21 protein-coding genes are annotated in these 22,223 nt (G+C 70.0%); 5 read left to right on the top strand and 16 right to left on the bottom strand.

Annotated elements, in window-relative coordinates; genetic code table 11:
- Positions 1-112: 112 nt before the first annotated feature.
- The gene (locus OG595_RS24740) at positions 113-469 is read right to left on the bottom strand and encodes a DUF805 domain-containing protein (RefSeq protein ID WP_329275522.1); all 357 of its coding nucleotides are present in this window, start codon (positions 467-469) and stop codon (positions 113-115) included.
- Between the two features lie 400 nt (positions 470-869).
- On the opposite strand from OG595_RS24740, the gene OG595_RS24735 reads away from it, so the two are divergent.
- A complete protein-coding gene (locus tag OG595_RS24735; protein WP_329275519.1) occupies positions 870-1,676 on the top strand; it encodes a DUF4253 domain-containing protein in 807 nt (268 codons plus the stop codon).
- 112 nt (positions 1,677-1,788) lie between these two features.
- On the opposite strand, the gene OG595_RS24730 is transcribed toward OG595_RS24735, so the two are convergent.
- Positions 1,789-3,048: an aminotransferase-like domain-containing protein gene (locus OG595_RS24730; protein ID WP_329275517.1), complete on the bottom strand. Its 1,260-nt coding sequence runs from the start codon at positions 3,046-3,048 to the stop codon at positions 1,789-1,791.
- 115 nt (positions 3,049-3,163) lie between these two features.
- Entirely contained in the window at positions 3,164-4,066 is a 903-nt protein-coding gene (locus OG595_RS24725; RefSeq protein WP_329275515.1) for an SAM-dependent methyltransferase, read from the bottom strand.
- A 298-nt stretch (positions 4,067-4,364) separates the two neighbouring features.
- On the opposite strand from OG595_RS24725, the gene OG595_RS24720 reads away from it, so the two are divergent.
- A complete protein-coding gene (locus tag OG595_RS24720) occupies positions 4,365-4,589 on the top strand; it encodes a hypothetical protein (RefSeq protein ID WP_329275513.1) in 225 nt (74 codons plus the stop codon).
- On the opposite strand, the gene hemB is transcribed toward OG595_RS24720, so the two are convergent.
- The 6 genes from hemB to OG595_RS24690 all read right to left on the bottom strand — a co-directional run bounded on the left by hemB (position 4,556) and on the right by OG595_RS24690 (position 11,665).
- A complete protein-coding gene (hemB, locus tag OG595_RS24715; RefSeq protein ID WP_329275510.1) occupies positions 4,556-5,545 on the bottom strand; it encodes a porphobilinogen synthase in 990 nt (329 codons plus the stop codon). The genes OG595_RS24720 and hemB overlap by 34 nt on opposite strands.
- 218 nt (positions 5,546-5,763) lie before the next feature.
- Positions 5,764-7,470 (bottom strand): uroporphyrinogen-III synthase, encoded by a 1,707-nt coding sequence (locus OG595_RS24710; RefSeq protein ID WP_329275508.1) that lies wholly within the window; start codon positions 7,468-7,470, stop codon positions 5,764-5,766.
- On the bottom strand, positions 7,467-8,447 hold the full coding sequence (gene hemC, locus OG595_RS24705) for a hydroxymethylbilane synthase (RefSeq protein ID WP_329275507.1): 981 nt from the start codon (positions 8,445-8,447) through the stop codon (positions 7,467-7,469). Before hemC ends, OG595_RS24710 begins: the two co-directional genes overlap by 4 nt.
- Entirely contained in the window at positions 8,444-10,246 is a 1,803-nt protein-coding gene (locus OG595_RS24700) for a glutamyl-tRNA reductase (RefSeq protein WP_329275505.1), read from the bottom strand. The genes hemC and OG595_RS24700 overlap by 4 nt, the downstream gene beginning before the upstream one ends.
- Positions 10,243-11,043 carry a redox-sensing transcriptional repressor Rex gene (locus OG595_RS24695; protein WP_329275503.1) on the bottom strand — a complete coding sequence of 267 codons (801 nt, stop codon included), beginning with the start codon at positions 11,041-11,043 and terminating at the stop codon, positions 10,243-10,245. The genes OG595_RS24700 and OG595_RS24695 overlap by 4 nt, the downstream gene beginning before the upstream one ends.
- 346 nt (positions 11,044-11,389) lie before the next feature.
- On the bottom strand, positions 11,390-11,665 hold the full coding sequence (locus tag OG595_RS24690; RefSeq protein ID WP_329275501.1) for a glutaredoxin family protein: 276 nt from the start codon (positions 11,663-11,665) through the stop codon (positions 11,390-11,392).
- Between the two features lie 148 nt (positions 11,666-11,813).
- Here OG595_RS24690 and OG595_RS24685 point away from each other — a divergent pair, with 148 nt between their 5' ends.
- The 3 genes from OG595_RS24685 to OG595_RS24675 all read left to right on the top strand — a co-directional run bounded on the left by OG595_RS24685 (position 11,814) and on the right by OG595_RS24675 (position 15,676).
- Positions 11,814-12,758, top strand: coding sequence for an HAD family hydrolase (locus OG595_RS24685; protein ID WP_329275498.1), 945 nt, complete (start codon positions 11,814-11,816; stop codon positions 12,756-12,758).
- 466 nt (positions 12,759-13,224) lie between these two features.
- Entirely contained in the window at positions 13,225-13,995 is a 771-nt protein-coding gene (locus OG595_RS24680) for an ECF subfamily RNA polymerase sigma factor, BldN family (protein ID WP_164414041.1), read from the top strand.
- Positions 13,996-14,365: 370 nt separating this feature from the next.
- Entirely contained in the window at positions 14,366-15,676 is a 1,311-nt protein-coding gene (locus OG595_RS24675) for a DUF5667 domain-containing protein (protein ID WP_329275494.1), read from the top strand.
- Between the two features lie 88 nt (positions 15,677-15,764).
- On the opposite strand, the gene OG595_RS24670 is transcribed toward OG595_RS24675, so the two are convergent.
- From OG595_RS24670 to OG595_RS24640, 7 genes are all read right to left on the bottom strand, one after another.
- On the bottom strand, positions 15,765-16,871 hold the full coding sequence (locus tag OG595_RS24670; RefSeq protein ID WP_329275493.1) for a lysophospholipid acyltransferase family protein: 1,107 nt from the start codon (positions 16,869-16,871) through the stop codon (positions 15,765-15,767).
- A 46-nt stretch (positions 16,872-16,917) separates the two neighbouring features.
- Positions 16,918-18,015: an NAD-dependent epimerase/dehydratase family protein gene (locus OG595_RS24665; protein WP_329275490.1), complete on the bottom strand. Its 1,098-nt coding sequence runs from the start codon at positions 18,013-18,015 to the stop codon at positions 16,918-16,920.
- Positions 18,016-18,283: 268 nt separating this feature from the next.
- Complete coding sequence (locus tag OG595_RS24660; protein WP_003948845.1) at positions 18,284-18,382, bottom strand: 30S ribosomal protein bS22; 99 nt, start codon at positions 18,380-18,382, stop codon at positions 18,284-18,286.
- A 184-nt stretch (positions 18,383-18,566) separates the two neighbouring features.
- Positions 18,567-18,779, bottom strand: a complete 213-nt coding sequence (locus tag OG595_RS24655) for a helix-turn-helix domain-containing protein (RefSeq protein ID WP_004984898.1) — start codon at positions 18,777-18,779, stop codon at positions 18,567-18,569.
- Between the two features lie 130 nt (positions 18,780-18,909).
- Positions 18,910-19,725: a phosphatase gene (locus OG595_RS24650; protein ID WP_329275487.1), complete on the bottom strand. Its 816-nt coding sequence runs from the start codon at positions 19,723-19,725 to the stop codon at positions 18,910-18,912.
- A gap of 104 nt (positions 19,726-19,829) precedes the next feature.
- A complete protein-coding gene (locus tag OG595_RS24645) occupies positions 19,830-21,005 on the bottom strand; it encodes an acetoin utilization protein AcuC (RefSeq protein ID WP_329275484.1) in 1,176 nt (391 codons plus the stop codon).
- The gene (locus OG595_RS24640; protein WP_329275482.1) at positions 20,956-22,197 is read right to left on the bottom strand and encodes an MFS transporter; all 1,242 of its coding nucleotides are present in this window, start codon (positions 22,195-22,197) and stop codon (positions 20,956-20,958) included. The genes OG595_RS24645 and OG595_RS24640 overlap by 50 nt, the downstream gene beginning before the upstream one ends.
- Positions 22,198-22,223: the final 26 nt, after the last annotated feature.

Genomic DNA, 22,223 nt, shown 5'->3' with positions numbered 1-22,223 from the left:
GTGATCCCGCGCCGGGGGTCTCCCGTCGTGAGCCCGGAGAACGCGAAGGCCGCCCGGAAGGAGCCGGGCGGCCGGAGCACAGGGCACGGGGACAATGCCCTCGGTGCCGACGTCAGATGTGCGTGGGGGCGAACTTCGGGTTGTAGCCGTACTTGTTCTCGCCCTGCTCACCGTCGAGGCACATGAAGACAAGCAGCGTGATCGTGCCGACGATCGGGATGAGCCCGAACAGGAGCCACCAGCCCGAGCGGCCCGTGTCGTGCAGTCGCCGCACGGCAACACCCAGGCTGGGCAGCAAGATCGCCAGGCTGAACACGATGCTGAGGATCTGCACGCCGATGACGCCATCGATGATCGACAGCACGATGCTGATGATGACGGCGAACAGCGTGAACATCCAGTATTCCTTGCGGCGCGCACGCCCGCTGAACACGGCGTACTTCTTGAGCACGTCGAGGAAGTAGTTCATTGGATCCCCCCAGGGAACGATGTGGGCCCGCCGAGCGGATCAGGCCAAGGGGAGAAGTTACGGAAACTGACGGGAACTCGTCAATAGGGTTAAACGTTGCAGTTCACGGGCAGAAAGCTGCTCGCTACACAGAGCTGAAGCGGATCCCGATCGTCAATTTCAGGACAGATCGGCACAAGATCATCGACTGTGGGGGCACAACAGTCGGGCATGCACGGCACCGAGCCCTCCGGACAACCCACCCATGGTCGATCCATTGCCAGTTCTACTCCAGTCCGACGCACGTTCGAGGCCGCGCCGACACCGGACCGATCTCGAACCGTTGCCCGCCCTGCCTCTCCCCGCCCACCACCAGGCCGCCCAGGGCCTGTTGTCAGTGGCAGGCCCTACAGTCACCGGCATGGCGACACTTCCCAACCCGCTGCCCCACCTCGCGGCCGACCCGACCGGCAGCGCACTCGGCCTCGCTCTCCCCGCCGGGAGGCTGATCGACGCGACGGACGAGGGCCCGTGGCACGAACCCCTCCTCTGGCACGCCGACGCGCCCTCCGCCCCCGGCGACTGGACCGCGCACCACGACGCGTGCCGGGCCGCCGGGCTCCTCCCGGTGGTCATAGAGGTGGGCGGCGGCCAAGGCGGCCCGGAGGAGTGGGAGTTGACGCCCGCCGACACCTCCTACCCCGGGGACCACGACCCCGAGGAGGTCCTCGCCGGGTTCTGGGAGGAGTACGCGGCACAGGACGAGGCCTGGCCGGGCCTGTCCCCCGCCAGCATCAACGCGAACGCCGACACCGAGCAGGCCGACGCAGACACCCTGGCGGCCCAACTGGCCGACTCGTTCCTCTCCCCCGGCTCCTCCTTCAAGGAACCGCGCCTGGCCCTCGTCCCCGCCCGGCGTTCCGCCGACATCCCCGCCGCCATCGGCTGGTCGGGCCCCGCGAACTACGAGAGCGACACGGCCCGCCTCTGCGCGGTGCTCCGCTCCTGGGAGGACCGCTTCGGCGTACGGGTCCTGGCGCTCACCTTCAACCAGCTGGTGCTGTCCGTGGCGGCCCCGCCGGCCACCCTCGCCGAGGCCGAGGCGACAGCCGCCGAGCACTTCGCGTTCTGCCCGGACAACATCACCCAGGGCGCCCACACCACCCTGCGCGCGTACGCCGAACACGAACTGCTCACCAGACAGACCTGGTCCTTCTGGTGGGACTGACCACGCCCCGCGCACGAAGGGACGCGGGGCCGCGTCGACACACGGCTCCGCCGCGCGGGTGCGACCAGCCACGACACACCCGCGCACGCCACACCGGACGCCGAGCGGAGCGCTACCTCAGCCCCGCCCCCAACCGCCGCAGCCCCTCCCCGATCTCGTCCGGGGTCTGGGTGACGAAGCACAACCGCATCGTCGCCCGGCCCGCATGGCCATCACGGCCCGCACCGTCCAGCTCCCCCGCGCCCGCGTAGAAGGACGCCCCCGGCACGTACGCGACACCCCGCTCCACCACTCCACGCAGCAGCGCACCGGTGTCGTACGCCTCCGGAAGCCGCGCCCAGAGGAACATCCCGCCCTCGGGCCGGGTCCAGGTCGAGCCCTCGGGGAGCGCCTCCCCGATGCCGTCGAGCATGGCGTCGCGCCGCTCCCCGTAGACCCGGGCCACGCGCCGCACATGGGCGTCGAGGTCACGGTCGGCCAGATAGCGGGCGGCGGCGAGCTGGTTGACGGTCGGGGTGTGCAGGTCGGCGGCCTGCTTGGCGACGACGCACGCGCGCAGCAGCTCCGCCGGTGCGCGCAGCCAGCCCAGCCGCAGCCCCGGCGCCATCACCTTGGAGAAGGAGCCGAGCAGGACCGTACGGTCCTCCGCGCCCGGACAGGACGCGAGCCACGGCACGCGCTCGCCCTCGAAGCGCAGCTCGCCGTAAGGATCGTCCTCGACGATCCACAGCCCGAGCCGCGCGGCGACCTCCGCCACGGCTGCCCGGCGCTCGCCCGTCATGGTCTGCCCGGTCGGATTGCGGAAGTTGGGCACGGTGTAGAGCAGCTTGGGCCGGTGCCGGACGACCAGTTCAGCCAGCACCCCGGGATCGATCCCGTCCTCGTCCCCGGGGACGGCGATCACCCGCGCGCCCGCCAGCCCGAACACCTGAAGTGCCGCGAGATAGCAGGGGGCCTCGACGAGGACGACGTCCCCGGGGTCGATCAGCGCCGTGGCGAGCAGCGACAGCGCCTGCTGGGAACCGGTGGTGACGAGGAGACCGGCGGCGTCGGTGGGCAGGCCGCGTGCGGTGTGCCGCAGGGCGAGCGCCTCGCGCAGGGCCGGCTCGCCCTCGGTCGTGGCGTACTGGAGGGCGCGCGCGGGCGTGTCCGCGAACACGTCCCGGAACGCGGCGGCCACGCCCTCCGCGTCGAACAACTCGGGTGCGGGCAGCCCGCCCGCGAAGTTGATCACCTCGGGCCGGGCGATGACGGCCAGGATGTCCCGTACGGCCGACCCGCCGACCGCCCGTGCCCGCGCGGCGAGCGCGGGCACGGAGGCTGAAGCGGAAGCGGAAGCGGCTGCCACGGGGACTGTCGCTGGGGCTGTCATGTGCGGCTCCTTCGGGCGGGCGGTACGGCTCCTGCCCACACCCTAGGGAAATGCGTGCCGCCTACAACCGCCTTTCACGATCCGGACGCCCGGGCCGAATACGGGCCGTACGGCTTCAGGCCTTGCGACCACTCGCCGCGTACACGTTGATGTCCGCGTCCGTGACGTCGTTGATGTCGCGGTAGCGGACCTTCTCGATGTCGTCCAGCGAGTCGAAGTACGAGGCCTCGACCTGCTCCGGGACCGGCGCTCCTCCGTCGGGACGCCAGTGATGGGCGGGCACGACGCCCGGCTCGTCGAGGGTGAGCCCGTTCTCCTCGAAGAAGCGTTCCACCTCGGCCCTGGACCGCAGCACGAAGGTGAACCCGCGCTCGGTGTAGGTCCGTTGGACCGCGCGGATGTTCTCGGGGTTCAGGTCCTCGGTGAGGTGGCTGAGGACGAGCCGGCTGCCGGACGGCAGCGCGTCGACCAGCTCACGCACGATGTCGTACGCCTCCGGCTCCGCCACGAAGTGCAGGACCGCCGCGAGGACGAGCGCGATCGGCTGGTCGAAGTCGAGGGTCTTGCGGGCGTGTTCGAGGATCTGGGCCGGGTCGGCCAGGTCGGCGTCGATGTAGTCGGTACGGCCCTCGGGCCCGCTGGTGAGCAGGGCACGCGCATGGGCGAGGACGATCGGGTCGTTGTCCACGTACACGACCCGGCTGTCCGGGACGATGCGCTGGGCGATCTGGTGGACGTTGTCCTGCGTGGGCAGGCCGGTACCGATGTCGAGGAACTGCCGGATGCCCTCGTCCGCCGCCATGGTGGTCACGGCGCGGCGCATGAAGTCGCGGTTGTGCCGGACGTCCAGGTAGCCGCGCGGATTGGCGGCGAGCGCCGCGGCGGCGGCGTTGCGGTCGGCCGCGTAGTTGTCCTTGCCTCCGAGGAAGACGTCGTAGACCCGGGCCGGGTGGGCCTTGGTGGTGTCGATCCTCCTTCTCAGCTCGGCGGGGTCCTGACTGAGAGCATCGCCGCTCATGTGGCCTCTCCCTGGGGAGCCTGGGTCCAAACCTCTTCAACGGACAACAACCTAGCTGGCGACCGCAGTTGATATCCGAAAATCGAAAATCGACCGTGGGACCGTCCCGGAACCGGCTCCCACCGTCCCGGAGCATCCCGGAACGGAACACCATCCCCGCAGGTCAGCGCGCTGGTACACGGACAGGCGTCCCAGATTCGCCGCGAAACATGGTGCTGGGACGGATCACGGCACAAGCTGTTGCCAGCCGAACGGCACCGTCACCCTCCCCTCCCCTCCCCTCCGAAAGGGCACCCCCATGTCCGTACGCACCTCCCGTACGCGCCTGTTCGCCGCCACGGCGGTCGCGCTCGTCGCGCTCACCACACTCACGGCGTGCGAGGACGGCCAGGGCGTACGGGACGAGGGCCCGTCATCGGCATCGGCATCGGCGAAATCGGAATCCGACGCAGGCGCAGGCGCAGGTGCCGCACACGACCCCCGGCAGGCTCACAGCATGCGGGCGGCCTCGGTGGCCCAGTAGGTGAGGATGTTCTGCGCGCCGGCCCGCTTGATCCCGGTCAGGGTCTCCAGGATGGCCCGCTCCCGGTCGACCCAGCCCTTCTCCGCCGCGGCCTCGACCATCGAGTACTCGCCGGAGATCTGATAGGCGGCGACGGGCACGTCCACGGCGTCGGCGACCCGGGCGAGGATGTCGAGATAGGGCCCGGCCGGCTTCACCATGACGATGTCGGCGCCCTCCTCAAGATCGAGCGCCAGCTCCCTCAGCGACTCCCGGACATTGGCGGGGTCCTGCTGGTACGTCTTGCGGTCCCCCTTCAGCGAGGAACCGACGGCTTCCCGGAAGGGCCCGTAGAAGGCGGACGAGTACTTGGCGGTGTAGGCGAGGATGGCGACGTCCTCACGCCCGATCTGGTCGAGGGCGTCGCGGACGACCCCGATCTGCCCGTCCATCATCCCGCTGGGCCCCACGACATGCGCACCGGCATCAGCCTGTACCTGGGCCATCTCGGCGTACCGCTCCAGGGTGGCGTCGTTGTCGACGCGCCCTTCCGCGTCCAGCACCCCGCAGTGCCCGTGATCCGTGGTCTCGTCGAGACAGAGATCGGACATGACGAGCAGCTCGTCCCCCACCTCGGCCCGCACATCACGGATGGCGACCTGGAGAATCCCGTCCGGATCGGTACCGGGGGTCCCGAGGGCGTCCTTCTTGCCCTCCTCGGGCACCCCGAAGAGCATGATCCCGGAGACCCCGGCCGCCACCGCGTCCACGGCGGCCTTCTTGAGACTGTCCCGGGTGTGCTGCACGACGCCCGGCATCGCGGCGATCGGCACGGGCTCACTCACCCCTTCCCGCACGAAGGCGGGGAGGATGAAGTCGGCGGGGTGCAGCCGGGTCTCGGCGACCATGCGCCGCATGACGGGCGAGGTACGCAGCCGCCGAGGACGCGCACCGGGAAAGGATCCGTACTTCGACATACCGACACGCTACGCCCGCCCCACCCCCACCTTTGCCGACGCGACGTCGGCAGGCACTCTTCAGCACCGGCCCGCATTTCCAGCCCGTCCGGCGTTTGAGGACGAGGCCCGTTCAGGGCCGGAGGGGGGTCTGGGGGCGCAGCCCCCGGGGACAGGATGGGACGGGTGGGGGCGGCGGGGGCGAGAACAACCCACCGCAACCCCCACCCCACCCTCACCTACGTGGTCCGCCTCCGCCGAGCCCCCGGCCGCCGCTCACTCGGCCGGGTAACGGGATCACCGGACTCCACAGCGGAAGCGCGCCGCCGCAACCCGAAGTCGGCCAACGCCTCGGCCAACTTGTGCACGGACGGCTCCGGAGCCATCACATCGACCCGCAGCCCATGCTCCTCGGCGGTCTTCGCCGTGGCCGGCCCGATACACGCGATAACCGTCACGTTGTGAGGCTTGCCCGCGATCCCGACCAGGTTCCGCACAGTGGACGACGACGTGAAGAGAACGGCGTCGAAGCCACCCCCCTTGATCGCCTCCCGAGTCTCCTGCGGCGGCGGCGACGCCCGCACGGTCCGGTAGGCCGTGACGTCGTCGACCTCCCAGCCCAGCTCGATGAGACCCGCCACCAGCGTCTCCGTGGCGATGTCCGCCCGAGGCAGGAAAACACGGTCGATCGGATCGAAGACCGGGTCGTAGGGCGGCCAGTCGTCCAGCAACCCGGCGGCGGACTGCTCCCCGCTGGGCACCAGATCGGGCTTCACACCGAAGGCGACGAGCGCCTTGGCGGTCTGCTCCCCGACCGCCGCGACCTTGATCCCGGCGAAGGCACGGGCGTCGAGCCCGTACTCCTCGAACTTCTCGCGAACCGCCTTCACGGCATTCACCGAAGTGAAGGCGATCCACTCGTAACGGCCCGTGACCAGGCCCTTGACCGCCCGCTCCATCTGCTGCGGAGTCCGCGGCGGCTCGACGGCGATCGTCGGCACCTCGTGCGGCACGGCCCCGTAGGACCGCAGCTGGTCGGAGAGCGACGCCGACTGCTCCTTGGTACGCGGCACCAGGACCCGCCACCCGAAGAGCGGCTTGTTCTCGAACCACGACAGCTGCTCGCGCTGAGCGGCGGCGAACCGCTCGCCGACGACGGCTATCACGGGCCGGCCACCCTCCGGGGACGGCAGTACCTTGCCCTGCTTGAACATCTGGGCGATGGTCCCCAGCGTGGCCGACCAGGTCCGCTGACGGGTCGTGGTCCCGGCGATCGTCACGGTCAGCGGAGTGTCGGGCTTGCGCCCTGCCGCGACCAGCTCGCCCGCCGCCGCGGCCACCGAGTCGAGCGTCGTGGAGACGACGACCGTCCCGTCGGAGGCCCCGACCTCGGTCCAGCAGCGGTCCGACGCCGTACGGGCGTCCACGAACCGGACGTCCGCGCCCTGCGCGTCCCGCAGCGGCACACCGGCGTACGCGGGCACGCCCACGGCCGCCGCGACACCCGGGACCACCTCGAACGGGACACCGGCGCGAACGCACGCCAGCATCTCCTCGGCGGCGTACGCGTCGAGCCCGGGATCCCCGGACACCGCACGGACGACCCGCCTGCCGCCCCGTGCGGCCTCCATGACAAGATGTGCGGCATCCCGCACAGCGGGTACACCAGCGGTCGTTGACGCGCCGTCAACAACCGTTAGTTGAGGCGTGCCTGTGCCTGGATACGTGCTGCCAATAGGCGTGTCCAATTCGGTGTTGAGCTCGGCAACGCCTTGTCTGGCGTGCGGGCGTACGACGTCGAGCACCTCGTGCTCGGCGACCAGTACGTCCGCGACCGCCAGCGCCTCGACGGCGCGCAGAGTCAGTAGTCCCGGATCCCCGGGTCCGGCACCGAGAAAGGTGACGTGCCCATGGTCCGGACCGGCGGGAAGGGTGGTGGGGCTCACAGTGCTCGCTCCCCCATCAGACCGGCCGCGCCCTTGGCAAGCATCTCGGCTGCGAGTTCACGGCCGAGCGCCATTGCTTGGTCGTACGTCTCGGGCACGGGACCGGTGGTGGACAGCTGCACCAGCGTCGAGCCGTCGGTCGTGCCGACGACGCCGCGCAGGCGCATCTCCTTGACAATCTGCCCGTCGGCCAGCAGGTCGGCCAGCGCGCCCACAGGGGCGCTGCAACCGGCCTCCAGGGCGGCGAGCAGTGACCGTTCGGCGGTCACGGCGGCCCGGGTGTCCGGGTCGTCGAGCTCGCCGAGTGCCGCGATCAGGTCAGAGTCGCGGGAGGTGTTCCCCGCTCTGCACTCGATCGCCAGGGCCCCTTGGCCAGGGGCAGGCAGAACCATGTCGACCGACAGGAAGTCGGTCACCTCGTCGGCGCGCCCGATGCGGTTGAGGCCGGCCGCGGCCAGCACCACCGCATCCAGCTCACCACTGCGCACGAACCCGATCCGGGTGTCGACGTTCCCCCGGACCGGTACGACCTCGATGTGCAGGTCATGGGCGCGCGCATACGAGTTCAGCTGGGCCGTGCGCCGCGTCGAGCCCGTCCCGACCCGCGCGCCGCTCGGCAGGTCGGTGAACTTCAGCTCGTCGCGCGCCACCAGTACGTCACGCGGATCCTCGCGCTCCGGTACGGCGGCCAGCACCAGGTCGTCGGGCTGGGCGGTCGGCAGGTCCTTCAGCGAGTGCACCGCGAAGTCGACCTCCCCGCGCAGCAACGCGTCCCGCAGGGCGGTCACGAAGACGCCCGTGCCGCCGATCTGGGCGAGGTCCTCGCGGGACACGTCGCCGTACGTCGTGATCTCGACGAGCTCCACGGGCCGGCCGGTCAGCCGGTGCACGGCGTCGGCGACCTTCCCGGACTGGGCCAGGGCGAGTTGACTTCGCCTGGTCCCAAGTCTCAGCGCCCCTTGTACTGGCTCACTCATGCTCGCCCTCGGTTCTCGGCGTGGTCGTCATCGTTGTCCGCCCGGGACACGGAGGCGACCGTCTCCTGGTCGAGGTCGAACAGGGTGCGCAGCGCGTCCGCGTACCCGGCGCCGCCGGGCTCGGCCGCGAGCTGCTTGACCCGTACGGTCGGCGCGTGCAGCAGTTTGTCGACCACGCGCCGCACGGTCTGTGTGATCTCGGCCCGGTGCTTCTCGTCGAGCCCGGGCAGCCGGCCGTCGAGCCGGGCGATCTCACCGGCGACGACATCGGCGGCCATGGCGCGCAGCGCGACGACGGTGGGCGTGATGTGCGCGGCCCGCAGGGCGGCCCCGAAGGCCGCGACCTCGTCGGCGACGATCCGCCGGACCTGGTCCACGTCGGCCGCCATCGGTACGTCCGCCGAGGCCTCGGCCAGCGACTCGATGTCCACCAGGCGCACCCCGGCCAGCCGGTGCGCGGCGGCGTCGACGTCCCGGGGCATCGCGAGGTCGAGAAGCGAGAGCACGGCCGGGGGTCTCGGCACACCGGCGGGCATCTCGGGGCGCCGCTGCTCGGGAATGCGCCCGAGGGCGGCGGCGGTCAGGGCGAGCGCGGCGATCAGCTCACGGTCGTCGTCGGGCGTACGCCGAGCGGCGTCCCGCCGGTCGACGGTGCCGTTGTCCACCCAGGCCGCGTGCTGTTCCAGCGTCGCCGCGTCCATCCCGGCGACGGCGGCCTCACCCATCACCGAGAACCCGGCCGACTCCTGCACGGCCTGCCCCGCCTGCACGGCGGACAGGTCCAGCGGACAGCCGTCGTCGGTACCGATGCTGGTGGGCGGCAGCACCCCTCGCGCGTCCCGTACGTCACCCGTCGCGGCCGTCGCGCCCGTACGGGGGGACGGGCCGGCCTCGTCCGCCGGCACCCGGCCCTCGACGGCCGCCGCGATGATCTCGGCGGTGAGGACCAGCCCGGTCGCGCCGGTACAGGAAACGGCTATATCGGCACGTGTCAGCTCGAACGGCACCGATTCCATCGGAACCGCGCGGGCGGACACGGACGGCACACCGCCCTCGTCACCGTCGGAACCCTCGTACCGGCTGTTCTCGCTGTTCTCGTTGATGATCTGCGCGAGCCGCTCGGCGCGATCCGGTGTGCGGTTGGCGACGACGATCTCGGCGACCCCGAGCCGCGCGAGCGTGGCGGCGGCCAGCGAGGACATCGACCCGGCACCGATGACCAGGGCTTTCCTGCCCGCGGCCCAGGCTTCCACGGAAGCCCCGGTGCCCTTCCCCCCGGCCAGCTGCTGGAGCCCGAAGGTGACCAGGGACTGTCCGGCCCGGTCGATACCGGTCTCGGAGTGGGCGCGCTTGCCGACCCGCAGGGACTGCTGGAACAGGTCGTTCAGCAGGCGCCCGGCGGAGTGCAGATCCTGCGCGAGGGCGAGCGAGTCCTTGATCTGCCCGAGGACCTGCCCCTCCCCGACGACCATGGAGTCGAGCCCGCAGGCGACGGAGAACAGGTGGTGGACGGCCCGGTCCTCGTAGTGCACGTACAGGTACGGGGTGAGTTCGTCGAGCCCCACCCCGCTGTGCTGGGCGAGCAGCGTGGACAGCTCGGCGACACCGGCGTGGAACTTGTCGACGTCCGCGTAGAGCTCGATGCGGTTGCAGGTGGCGAGCAGCGCGGCCTCGGCGGCGGGCTCGGCCGCGACGGTGTCCTGAAGCAACTTGATCTGCGCGTCCTGGGACAGCGCGGCGCGCTCAAGGACGCTGACGGGAGCGGTGCGGTGGCTCAGCCCGACGACGAGGAGACTCATGCCGGCATCACGGCGGGAACATCCCCGTCAGGCCCTTTGCCACGACCAGCGCTGCCGCCCCGCACCTTGGCCGCAACCACCGGAGCGGCTTCGTCCGCCACGGCTTCGGCGGCGGCAGCCGCGGCGTCGGCCTCCTCGCCCGCCTTGCGCTGCTCGTGGAAGGCGAGGATCTGCAGCTCGATGCTGAGATCGACCTTGCGTACGTCGACGCCGTCCGGAACGGTCAGCACGGTGGGGGCGAAGTTGAGAATGGAGGTCACGCCGGCTGCGACGAGCCGGTCGCACACGGGCTGGGCGGCACCGGCGGGGGTGGCGATAACGCCAATGGACACACCGTTGTCCGCGATGATCCTTTCCAGATCATCCGAGTGCTGCACCGGAATACCGGCGACGGGCTTTCCCGCCATCGCGGGATCGGCGTCGATGAGGGCGGCCACCCGGAATCCGCGGGAGGCGAAGCCGCCGTAGTTCGCGAGTGCGGCGCCGAGATTACCGATGCCGACGATCACTACCGGCCAGTCCTGGGTCAGCCCGAGCTCACGCGAGATCTGATAGACGAGATACTCGACGTCGTACCCGACACCACGTGTCCCATAGGAGCCCAGGTAGGAGAAGTCCTTGCGCAGCTTCGCGGAGTTGACGCCCGCGGCGGCTGCCAGTTCCTCGGAGGAGACCGTGGGCACCGAGCGCTCCGACAGTCCGGTCAGCGCACGGAGGTACAGCGGAAGCCTGGCGACGGTGGCCTCGGGAATCCCTCGGCTGCGGGTCGCCGTTCGGTGAGTTCGGCCAGTTGCCACGGTGCTCCTGCGGGTAGCGCGGGGCTGCAGGCGGTCACACGTTCCTGGACCGCCCCGTCGAATGCAGGTTATGTCTTTGTGAACGCGTGCACAAAGATGGTGTCCGATTTGCCCGCCCAACGTGACCGGGGTCACGCACACCCGTCCCACACGTATGGAACCGGCGCACAAGCACCGTTGTCCCTCGCCGTCACAGGCACCGTTCGGGGGCAAAACCTCACACACTCCTCATGAATCCCGCCCCCGAGATCTGAACCGCACTCGATCCTAAGCGACTTTCCGGACCACTTGGACTGCTCGGTCGGCACTTGGTCAGAACTCGACCACTCGGTAATCCATCGGGAATCTATGTGAGGGCTTTGCGAAGACGTTCTTCGTTGACGCGCCAGAACGTGTGCTGGGCCCCGTCGATGAGCACCACGGGGATCTGTTCCCAGTACTCGCGGTTGAGTTCTTCGTCCTGAGTGATGTCCTTCTGTTCCCACGGAACCCCAAGATCGGCACACACCTTCTCGACAACTCCCTGTGCGTCATCACACAAATGACAACCGGGCTTCCGGATGAGAGTGACGAGCCGGGACTGTGGCGCACGACGGTCGGCGCGCCGGAAGAGGGGAGTCATGCGCCCATTGTCCCGCGTCGGCCGGGGGGCCGCCGGACGTCCCGGCACAGCACCCGCACCAGTTCTTTAACTGTGCGGTCGCGGAGAGTTCACAACCTTCAAACCTCTCGACTCCGGAAGCACCGAACAAACTGGCTATGCTCACGCCATGGCCGCTCTCGGATGGCTCACTCCCCGTAGGCGCTCCGCCACGGCGCGGAGCGTGTTGGCAGGCGAGGCCTCTGCGGAGGCAGCGCGCAAATCCTCCCAGGAGCTGGAGGAACTGACGTCTGCGCCCGATCTGTCGGGCGACACGGAGGAACCGGAGTTCCCCGTCCTCGGTGACGTCAGGGCCGCCGCCTTCTTCGACCTCGACAACACCGTGATGCAGGGCGCCGCCATCTTCCACTTCGGCCGGGGCCTGTACAAACGGAAGTTCTTCGAGTCCCGCGACCTCTACCGGTTCGCCTGGCAGCAGGCGTGGTTCAGGCTGGCCGGCATCGAGGACCCCGAGCACATGCAGGACGCCCGGGACTCCGCCCTGTCCATCGTCAAGGGCCACCGCGTCGCCGAACTGATGTCGATCGGCGAGGAGATCTACGACGAGTACATGGCCGAGCGCATCTGGCCGGGCACGCGCGCGCTGGCCCAGGCGCACCTGGACGCGGGCCAGAAGGTGTGGCTGGTGACGGCGGCCCCGGTGGAGATCGCCACGGTCATCGCCCGCCGCCTCGGCCTGACGGGCGCGCTGGGCACGGTCGCCGAGTCGGTGGACGGCGTGTACACGGGCAAGCTGGTCGGCGAACCCCTGCACGGCCCGGCCAAGGCGGAGGCGGTACGCGCCCTGGCGACAGCGGAGGACCTGGACCTGACCCGTTGCGCGGCGTACAGCGACTCGCACAACGACATCCCGATGCTCTCCCTGGTGGGCCACCCCTACGCGATCAACCCGGACGCGAAGCTCCGCAAACACGCCCGCCGACTGGACTGGCGGCTGCGGGACTACCGCACCGCCCGCAAGGCGGCGAAGGTCGGCATCCCGGCGGCAGCCGGCGTAGGAGCGGTGGCCGGCGGCACAGCGGCAGCCATCGCCCTCCACCGCCGCCGCCGCTGACCCACCAGGCCGGCGAGAACCCAGGCCCTCCTGGCGGGCCCGCGGCCCACCCAGCCCGCCCGGCGTTCGAGGACGAGGCCCGGTCAGGGCCGACAGCGGGGGTCCGGGGGCGGCGGCCCCCAGGAACAGGATGGGACGGGCAGGGGCGGCGGGGGCGAAGAAACAGTCATTCGGCACGGCGTACCCCCGTAACCCCTCCACCAGTCCCGTTGGCCGTGCACAGCCACAACACGCCCTGAGCAAAGCTCAACTCGGCCTTAATCGATCAACAACCTGTCACTCTGCGGCACTTGAACGGGCGCCAATAGGTAACAGAAGCGACGTAATCGATGATTTGAGCAACCGGGTGTAGCAGTGCCTGTACGAAGCGTTATTCTCCTCAGACGCAAACCGGTACCCCTCCGTCGCCACGACGGGTGAACGGTCCCGCACTGCACGTGATGGAAGCTCTGCCTCTGGGAGTCCCGTGTACCCACACGTCGGGGTTGACGCCTCGGGCCTGGCTACGCTGCGCGCAACGGTCCTAGACCTGTTGCGCGGCTTCGTCCCCACCGCGTACGCCGTACCCGCATTCGCCACCGCCGCACCACTCGGCCCGTGCTACGCGCTGGCCGACGGCACCGCCGCGGTCGGCCGACGAGGGCGCGCGGCCGGTGCCGCAGCCCCTCGCCGCCCCGCCGCGGACAGTGACAGCGCCCGCATGATGGACCTTGTCGAGCGTGCCCAGGCCGGTGAGGCCGACGCCTTCGGCCGCCTATACGACCAGTACAGCGACACTGTGTACCGGTACATCTACTACCGGGTGGGCGGAAAGGCCACCGCGGAGGACCTGACGAGCGAGACGTTCCTGCGCGCCCTGCGCCGCATCGGAACCTTCACCTGGCAGGGCCGTGACTTCGGCGCCTGGCTCGTCACCATCGCCCGCAACCTTGTCGCCGACCACTTCAAGTCCAGCCGTTTCCGGCTCGAAGTGACCACGGGCGAGATGCTGGACGCCAACGAGGTCGCGCGTTCACCGGAGGACTCCGTCCTGGAGTCCCTCTCGAACGCCGCTCTCCTCGACGCCGTACGACGCCTCAACCCCCAGCAACAGGAGTGCGTGACCCTGCGCTTCCTCCAGGGGCTGTCCGTCGCCGAGACCGCGCGCGTGATGGGCAAGAACGAGGGCGCCATCAAGACCCTCCAGTACCGCGCCGTCCGCACGCTCGCCCGGCTCCTCCCGGAAGACGCGCGCTGAGCACCGTACGAGGTACTCCGCGCACGCCACCACCGGCACACCGCCGCGCCGCACCCGCGCCCGAAGATCCACCGGGCGCAGCCCACACCGCACCCCACACCGCACCACGGACTCACCCCGCTTTCGCCTGCCCGGGCACCGCACACTCAGCGACGGCCAACTCACCTTCCGTGAAAGTCCGTTGAGTTCGCGGTCCGATCATCCGCCGTCCGTAACCCAAGTGCCGCGCCACTCGTTGTGCGGGATACAGGCTCCCTGTGGTCACAGCCCGGCCCTCTCCGATCACCCGATCGAGTGGATGTGGTCAGGGATGTGCAACCCTCAGGACCCCCTGGGGAGCCGACCGTCATGACGAGAGGAGGTGCCGCCAGTGATCGCGAACGTTTCGGCGCACCGGCGGACGAACGCCTTCGCCCAGGCCCTGGAGGAGCTGTCCGACCGGGACTCGGCGGCCGAGCAGCCCGAAGGACCGGCACCGGACGCCGCACCGGAACCGGCCCCGGCTGCCGCGGAACGGGCGGACCACCAGGCGGACCACCGGGCGGAACGGACCGAACCGAACCGACTGGTGGCACTCGCGACCGGTCTCGGCGAGCTGCCCAAACCGGTGCTCGACCCCGCGGTCAAGGTCGTCCACCGCGCCCAGCTGGTGGCCGCGATGGAGGCCATGCTGCGGGACGGCACGGTGCCGGGAGGCGAAGCGACGAACCCTTTGGTGCCCGAGCAGCGCTCCCGGGCCAAGGGCGCCCACCGGGCGAGCGGGCTGGGGAAGTTGCGACCCCGTACACGGCTGACGAAGGGTCTCGCCGCCGGCGGACTCAGCGTGGGTGTGGCCGCGGGAGCCTTCGGCGGTGTCGCCGCTGCCAGTTCCGACGCCCTGCCCGGTGACTCGCTGTACGGTCTCAAGCGCGGCATCGAGGACGTCAAGCTCAACTATCTGGCCGACGGCGACAGCGAACGCGGTCAGGTCTACCTCGACCAGGCCTCGACACGGCTCAGCGAGGCCCGCCGGCTGATGGAGCGCGACCGCGCCGGTCAGCTCGACCACGAGTCGCTCGGCGAGATCCGCCGCGCCCTCTCCGGTATGCGGCACGACGTCTCGGAGGGCCACCGCCTGCTGCACGAGGCCTACCAGCGCGACCCCGACTCCCTGGGCCCCATCCAGGCCCTGGACGCCTTCTCCCGCTCCCACCGCGAGGCCTGGGGCGCCCTGCGCGACCGCCTCCCCGTGCAACTCGGGGACGTGAGCCAGGAGGTGTCGTCGGTCTTCGACGCCATAGACCAAGAGGTCGCCCCCCTCCAGTCCCTGCTCCCGAAGCCCCCCTCACGGAGCGGCGGAAGCGGCAGCGGTGGCAGCGGAGGCCAACGACAGGGCTCCGGGCAGGAGTCGAGCACGGGTTCGTCCGGTTCCGACCGGTCGGCCGCGCCCAGCAACACCGGCGGCGACCCCACCGACGGGCGCGACTCCGGCAACGGCAAGCCCAAGCCGTCCGCCTCCGGCGCCACCAGCGACGGCCTGCTCGGCGGCAACACCGGGGGCCTCCTCGACCCGCCGCAGAACAGCGGCACAGCGTCCCCGTCGACGACCACCCCGTCCGCCACCGAACCGGACGTCACGCTCCCACCGCTCCTGCCGGGCCTGCTGCCCGGCCTGGGCATCGACAGCGAGGACGCGAGCTAGCGCAGTCGGCTGTACGTCGGTGGGGGCGCCCTTCTTGGCGAAGGGCGCCCCCACCGACGTACAGACATCGGCCGAACAGGAACCGGTGTCAGAAGAAGACCGACCTGCGCTGCACCAGCAGCTTGTAGAGGGTGTGCTGGATCTGTTCCCTGACCTGGTCGGTCAGGTTGAACATCAGCATCGGGTCCTCGGCCGCCTCCGGCGGATAGCCGTCCGTGCGGATCGGCTCACCGAACTGGATCGTCCACTTCGTGGGCAGCGGGATCGCGCCCAGCGGACCCAGCAACGGAAACGTCGGGGTGATCGGGAAGTACGGGAAGCCGAGCACCCGGGCCAGCGTCTTCGCGTTGCCGATCATCGGGTAGATCTCCTCGGCCCCGACGATCGAGCACGGGATGATCGGCGCGCCCTGCCGCAGTGCCGTCGACACGAAGCCGCCACGCCCGAAGCGCTGGAGCTTGTAGCGCTCACTGAACGGCTTGCCGATGCCCTTGAAGCCCTCCGGCATCACACCGACCAGCTCCCCGCGCCCCAGGAGCCGTTCCGCGTCCTCGGCGCAGGCCAGGGTGTGACCGGCCTTGCGGGCCAGTTCGTTGATCACCGGCAACATGAAGACCAGGTCCGCCGCGAGGAGCCGGAGATGGCGGTCCGCCGGATGGTTGTCGTGCACGGCGACCTGCATCATCAGTCCGTCCAGCGGCAGCGTCCCGGAGTGGTTGGCGACGATCAGGGCGCCGCCCTCGGCCGGGATGTTCTCGATGCCCTTGACCTCGACCCGGAAGTACTTCTCGTACAGCGGGCGCACCAGTGACATCAGGACCTGGTCGGTGAGTTCGGCGTCGTAGCCGAAGTCGTCGACCTCGTAGTCCCCGGTGAGCCGGCGCCGCAGGAAGGACAGGCCGCCCGCGATACGCCGTTCCAGGCCGCCGACGAGCCCGCCGTCCGGGGATACCGGCGGGGACTGGCGCCCGGGCTGGTCCTGGGACTCCTGGGGCTCCTGAGGCGGCTGTTGCTCTCGTGTCACCTGAACATCATCCTGCGGGCGGGCCCGTCCCGGCAGGGGCTGGACCTCGCGAATCACCGCCGATTCGCTCTTGCGCCGACCGGTCCCCGCGCTCCGGCGGCGCGACGGCCGCGGGGCGGCGCCCGCACGGGACCTGTCGTCGTCGAACGGAATGACCTTGGCATCCGCCATCGTTGATGCGCTCCTCGGTTGGCGCTCTGCGTCGGTGGGCTGTCCGTCAGGTCGCTTCGGCAGCTGTCGTGACTGTTGTGGTGGTCGTGTCGCGGGCACCGCCACTGCCCGCGAAGGGTACGAAGGGCAGTGCGGCGATCCGGTCGACGACCCGCGCGAGGGCCGCCGGCGGCAGCAGACCGGGGCCGCGGACACGCGCGAAGTCCTCGAACGTCTCGGCGGTGGTGAACTTCGGCTGATAACCCAGAGTCTCGCGCATCTGGTTCGTCGCCACGACCCGGCCGTGCGTGAGCAGCCGGATCTGCTCGGGCGAGAAGTCCGTCACACCCAGCGTCCGCACCAGCGAGCCGGCCCAGGTGACCGCGGGCAGCAGCAGCGGCATGGTGGGACGGCCGAGCCGCCGGGAGCACTGCGAGAGCAGCAGGACTCCGTCGCCGGCGATGTTGAACGTGCCGCTGTTGAGCGTTCCGCGCTCCGGCTCGTGCGAGGCGATGCGCAGGACCTCGATCACGTCGTCCTCGTGCACGAACTGGAGCCGGGGGTCGTAGCCGAACACGGTCGGCAGGACCGGCATCGCGAAGTACTGGGCGAGCGGCGAATCCGCCGTCGGCCCCAGGATGTTGGCGAAGCGCAGCACGGCCACGGCGACGTCGGGCCTCCGTCGCGCGAACCCGCGCACATACCCCTCGACCTCGACCGCGTCCTTGGCGAAGCCGCCGCTGGGCAGGGACTTGGGCGACGTGGTCTCGGTGAACACCGCCGGATCCCGGGGCGCCGACCCGTACACGTTCGTACTGGACTTCACGACCAGCCGCTTCACGGCGGGCGACTTCTGACAGGCACCCAGCAACTGCATGGTGCCGATGACGTTGGTCTCCTTGACCGTGACCCGGCTGCCAGTGCCCAGCGCGATGCCGGTCACGTCCAGGTGCACGACCGTGTCGGCGTTCGTCTCGGCGAGCACCCGCGCGATGGTGGGTTGCCGGATGTCGGCCTGGATGAAGTCGGCGCCGCCCAGATGGTGCTCGGGGGCGACCGCGTCCACGGCGATGACCCTGTCCACCTGAGGATCACGCTGGATCCGTCGTACGAACCGGCCCCCCAACTGACGGGCCACTCCGGTCACAAGCACGACCTTGCCCAAGATCAGCGCCTTCCTTCCAGCCGCGGTCCCCGTGTGCAGCCCAACCTAGCGGGTTGTTGTTGCGCTGTGATGACCGCCCGATGCACGAAGTCACGAGGACGCCAAACGTACGATCAGACCAAGCCATGTGCCACACAGTCGTACTCACAAGCTAATACGGCTGTGGCCCCCCACCGGAATCCGGTGGGGGGCCACAGCCTTCACACTCACGCTCGCGCTCTCGCAGCGTCGCGGAGAAGTGACGGTCCCGGTCTCGCGACCGGACCGGCTACTTCTTGTTGCGACGCTGAACGCGCGTGCGCTTCAGCAGCTTGCGGTGCTTCTTCTTGGCCATCCGCTTGCGCCGCTTCTTGATAACAGAGCCCACGACTACCCTCGCTCACTTCTCATCACTCGGCGTTGGGCGCCATGGGCCCATACGACCTACAAGGGGCCAGCCTACCCGTCCGAGCGCTGAGGTCGTAATCGAGGGCGATCGAGGAGATCAGACGAGATCAAGGGGGGACCCGGTAAAGCCTTGAGGGTCCCCATCCGCCCCCCCTCGACCGCCGTCAGGCTGTCTCCACCCCCACATAACTCTCGCGGAGGTACTCGTGAACCGCTTGCTCGGGGACGCGGAAGGACCGCCCCACCCGGATCGCGGGCAGATGACCGCTGTGCACCAACCGGTACACGGTCATCTTGGACACTCGCATCACCGAGGCGACTTCCGCCACGGTTAGGAACTGAACCTCGTTCAGAGGCCTCTCGCCTGCTGCAGCCATGACACACCTGAACCTTCCGCACTCGACTGGCCACCGGCTTCCCCTTCCGGTGACTCTTCGTCGCTGCGTGCTCACTCCCCAATGTAGGGGCGGGTGATGCGAGTGGGGAAGAGGTGCACCCATCAACGGCCTACTGTGACAGACACGCTCGATTGAGTACGTAGCGGGTAAGCGGCCGGTAGTAATCAGACCGCACGGCGTCATCAAGTGGAACGACGACGGACACGCGCCCCTCTGCCTCTCCCACGAAGAGCGCGGGATCGTCCGTATCGGCCAGCCCAATGGCCTCGAACCCCAGTTGACCTGCGCCGCAGACCCACCCATGGTCACCGATCACCAGCTCCGGGAGCCTCCCGCCGGCCTCGGCGGCGGCACTCAGAGCGGTCCGAACCGGGAGGGGAGAGTGCGTGTGTGCGCCCGGCTCACGCCCGGCGGCCCCAGCACCCGGTTCCCGTACGAGCGCGACTCCTCGTACGTAGTCAAGGTTGTACGTGCGTAGACCGAACCGGGTCGTTATGTCGACAGAGCTACCCTGCGCCGGGGTGAGAACAGCACATCCCGCCGCCGACAGAGCGTCCGCCAGTGCGGCGTAGAAACCGAGCAGTCTGTGCGGGTGGCCGGTGCCCAGAAGTACGGGAGCCCGGCGCCGCACGGCTGCGGAGAGTCGCTCGGCGAAGGCGTCGAGGGCCACGAGTGTCCGTTCCGGATCGATGACATCACATCCGGAGGTGCACTGCGGATCGGCCGAAACCCCGCATTTGTCGGCCATCAGATCGAGCAGATCCCGTTGCCGCCAGGTCCATTCGGGATCGAGTCCGATCAGTACCCGGGGGTCACGCGCGGCGAAGAGGCGGTAACTCCGCAGACTCTCCTCCCGCGAGGTGGCCACGGGCCCGGCGAGACGGGCGGCCAGGAGATGGGCACGCAACGCCCCGGCACTCAGCACGGAAGTGATGGTGGCGGACGCCGGCACCGGGCACGGCCCGAATGCCGAAAACACCGCACAGTTGGCGTAACACCGCGAACCTCCCCCATCCCCCAGGCGGGCACCTACGCCAGCAGGCCTCGCAACGGGAACACCGCCTTGCGCGCCGCGAGGACCGCCTGGTCCAACCGGTCCGCGGGGTCGTAGCCCGACTCCCAGTCGGCGTAGGACACCGGCCACCGCCCGTCCGTCATCCGCGCCGGCGCCAACTGCCGCGTACGCGCGAACACTTCCTGCCGCCACCCCTCCGGGATCTCGGCCGTGGGCTCGACGGCCCGCCCCGCCGCGATCGCCACCAGGTGCGTCCAGGACCGCGGTACGACCTCCACCACCGCGTATCCGCCCCCGCCCAGCGCGATCCACTTCCCGTCGGCGTATTCGTGCGCGAGGTCGTGACAGGCGACCTGCACCGCCCGCTGCGCGTCCAGGGACACGGCGAGATGCGCGAGCGGATCCTCGAAGTGGGTGTCGGCCCCGTGCTGGGTGACCAGCACCTGCGGCCGGAAGTCGGCGATCAGCTCGGGCACGACGGCGTGAAAGGCCCGCAGCCACCCGGCGTCCGCGGTCCCGGCCGGCAACGCGACGTTGACGGCGCTTCCCTCCGCGGGGCCCTGCGCCCCCGTCTCCTCGGGCCACCCGGTCTGCGGGAACAGTGTGCGCGGATGCTCGTGCAGGGAGATCGTCAGGACCCGCGGGTCCTCCCAGAACGCGGCCTGGACGCCGTCCCCGTGATGCACGTCCACATCCACGTAGGCGACCCGCTCGGCCCCCAGCTCCAGGAGCCGGGCGATGGCCAGCGAGGCGTCGTTGTAGATGCAGAACCCGGACGCGCCGCCGGGCATCGCATGGTGCAGGCCGCCCGCGAAGTTGACGGCGTGCAGCGTCTCCCCGCGCCACACCGCCTCGGCGGCCCCCACCGACTGCCCGGCGATCAGCGCGGACACCTCGTGCATCCCGGCGAAGGCGGGATCGTCCACGGTACCGAGCCCGTACGCCTGGTCGGCCGCCCCCGGATCGGCGGAGGCCGCCTTGACCGCCTCGATGTAGTCCTCACGGTGCACAAGCCGCAGGGTCGACTCCCCGGCCGGCTTCGCCGAGACGACATCCACCTCCCGGTCGAGCCCGAAGGCGTCGACGAGTCGCCGGGTCAGGGCGAGCCGGACCGGATCCATCGGATGGTCCGGCCCGAAGTCATAGCCCGTTACTGCCTCGTCCCACATCAGCTGTGCGCGCCCGCTCATGCCCGTCACCGTATCCGGCAGGTCGCGGATCGAACGACCCCGCGTACCTCAACGTCATCAGGACCAACACCATCGGGACGAGCATCGCCCCCCGGTAGCTCCAGAGATCACCCAGAGCCCCCACCAGGGGCGAACCGACCAAGAAGCCCACATAGTTGAAGATGTTGAGCCGCGCGACGGCGGCATCCGAAGCCCCGGGGAACAACCGTCCGGCGGCGGCGAAGGTCTGCGGAACGATCACGCACAACCCCAGCCCCAGCAACGTGAACCCGAGCATCCCGACCCACGCCCCGGGCGCCACGGCCACCACACCGAACCCGAGCGCCGCCACCAGCGCCCCCGCCCGTACGACGGCCACGGCGCCGAACCTCCGTACCCCGATGTCCCCGATGGCCCGCCCGACGAGCGTGGTGACCATGTACACGTTGTAGGGAACGGTGGCGAGCTGCTCCGAACTCCCGAGCACGTCCTGCAGGTACTTCGCACTCCAGTTGGAGACGGTCGAGTCCCCGATGTAGGCGAAGGTCATCACCAGGCACAGCGGCAGCAGCATCCGGAACACGAGAGGACCGGAGTCGGCTCCCGCGGGAACCGCGTCGGCCGGCTCCGGGTCCGACTTCGCCGTTCCCCCGCCCTTCGCGTCGACGTACCACCGGCTGCCGAGCAGCGCCGCCGGCAGCATCACGGCCACCACGGGCAGGTAGGACACGAAGAGGGCGAGATGCCAGTGCGCGCCCACCCAGGCGAGCGAGGCCCCGATGATCCCACCCAGGCTGAACGCCGCATGGAACCCGAGCATGATGCTCCGCCCGTACGCCCGCTGCAGGCTCACCCCGAGCATGTTCATCGAGGCGTCGAGCCCACCGACGGCCAGCCCGAACGCCCCAAGCGCCACAGCCACCTCGGCCACATGGTCCCCGGCGCCGACACCGAGCAGCGCCAGCAGTACGACGGGCTGCGACCACCTCAGTACGAGGCTGGGGGGCACCCGCTTCACCAACTGCTCGGCGCACACACTGCCGACCCCGGCCAGCACCGGCACGGCGGCCAGGAAGAGGGGCAGCAACGCGTCGGAAATGCCGTACCGGTCCTGGATGGCCGGGATCCGGGTCACCAGCAGCGCGAAGGCAGCGCCCTGGGCGAAAAAGCTGAACGCCAGCGAGGCCCTGCCGCGCCGCAGCACATCTGTCATGGCGGCGAGCGTAGGGCCCCGGCTTA

It is taken from the genome of Streptomyces sp. NBC_01451, assembly GCF_036227485.1.
Classification (GTDB): Bacteria; Actinomycetota; Actinomycetes; order Streptomycetales; family Streptomycetaceae; genus Streptomyces.
The sequence above is the reverse complement of the archived record's forward strand: the minus strand, read 5'-3'. Positions and strand labels throughout refer to the sequence as shown.